Here is a 1327-nt window from a genome sequence, read left to right on the forward strand (position 1 = left end):
GAGGGTGTCCGAATTTTTGTGTAACCGGCTCATGAGCGACACTGTCGCTCCGAACCGGAGACACCATGAGCAAGACGCAACATCCCATCACCGACGAGCTGCTGGATCAGCTCCTGGCCAACTACCAGAATCCTGAAGACCTGATCGGTGCTGACGGCATCCTCAAGCAACTGACCAAGAAGCTGGTTGAGCGTGCGCTGGATGCTGAGCTGACCCACCACCTGGGCCACGATAAGCATCAGCCGGTAAGCAATCCAACTGGCAACACCCGCAACGGTTTCAGCAAGAAGAAACTCAAGGGTGAGTTCGGCGAGTTGCCCATCGAAGTGCCGCGCGACCGGCATGGCACCTTTGATCCGCAGATTGTCGAGAAGCACCAGACCCGCTGGGCGGGTTTCGACGACAAGATCCTCTCGCTGTATGCCCGCGGCATGACTGTGCGCGAGATCCAGGCGCACTTGCAGGAAATGTACGGTGCCGAGGTGTCGCCCAGCCTGATCTCCTCGGTGACCGATGCCGTAGCCGATGAAGTGAAGGCCTGGCAGTCGCGCCCGCTCGATGCGGTCTACCCCATCGTCTACCTCGACTGCATCCACACCAAGGTGCGCGAAGGCGCCGTGCGAGTGAAGGCGGTGTATCTGGCGTTGGGCATCAATCTGGCTGGCGAGAAGGAAATCCTCGGCCTATGGATCGCCCAGAACGAGGGCGCCAAGTTCTGGTTGCAGGTGGTAACCGAGCTGCGTAACCGTGGCGTGCAGGACATCTTCGTCGCCTGCGTGGATGGCCTGAAGGGCTTCCCTGAGGCTATCGAAGCGGTGTTCCCGCACACCAGCGTGCAGCTGTGCATCGTGCACATGGTCAGACACAGCCTGAACTATGTGTCGTGGAAACGGCGGGCTGAAGTGGCTGCTGACCTGAAGCGAATTTACCAGTCCAGCACGGCAGACGAGGCCGAACTGCGCCTCGGTGAGTTCGAGGCCAAGTGGGATGACGACTACCTGCCGATTGGCCAGTCCTGGCGCCGCAACTGGCCACGTATCACGCCGTTCTTCGACTTCCCGCCAGAGATTCGCAAGGTGATCTACACCACCAACGCCATCGAGTCGGTGAACATGAGCCTGCGCAAGATCACCAAGAATCGCGGATCGTTTCCCAGCGACGAGGCGCTGCTGAAACTGTTCTACCTGGCGCTACGCAACATCAGCAAAAAATGGACGATGCCGATCCGCGACTGGAAGGCGGCGCTGACGCGCTTTACGATCAGCTACGAAGACCGGCTGCCGCAGCAGTAACCCCAACCCCGGTTACACAAAATTCTGCACACCCT

Annotated in this window: 1 protein-coding gene; it reads left to right on the forward strand. The window is 59.5% G+C overall.

Translation table 11 applies throughout. The features are described from left to right. The first annotated feature begins 65 nt into the window (after positions 1–65). Positions 66–1292, forward strand: a complete 1227-nt coding sequence (locus tag PA6_RS22235) for an IS256-like element ISPa46 family transposase (RefSeq protein ID WP_021703202.1) — start codon at positions 66–68, stop codon at positions 1290–1292. The last annotated feature ends 35 nt before the right edge of the window (positions 1293–1327 follow it).

Source organism: Aquipseudomonas alcaligenes NBRC 14159 (assembly GCF_000467105.1).
In the GTDB taxonomy this organism is placed as follows: Bacteria; Pseudomonadota; Gammaproteobacteria; order Pseudomonadales; family Pseudomonadaceae; genus Aquipseudomonas; species Aquipseudomonas alcaligenes.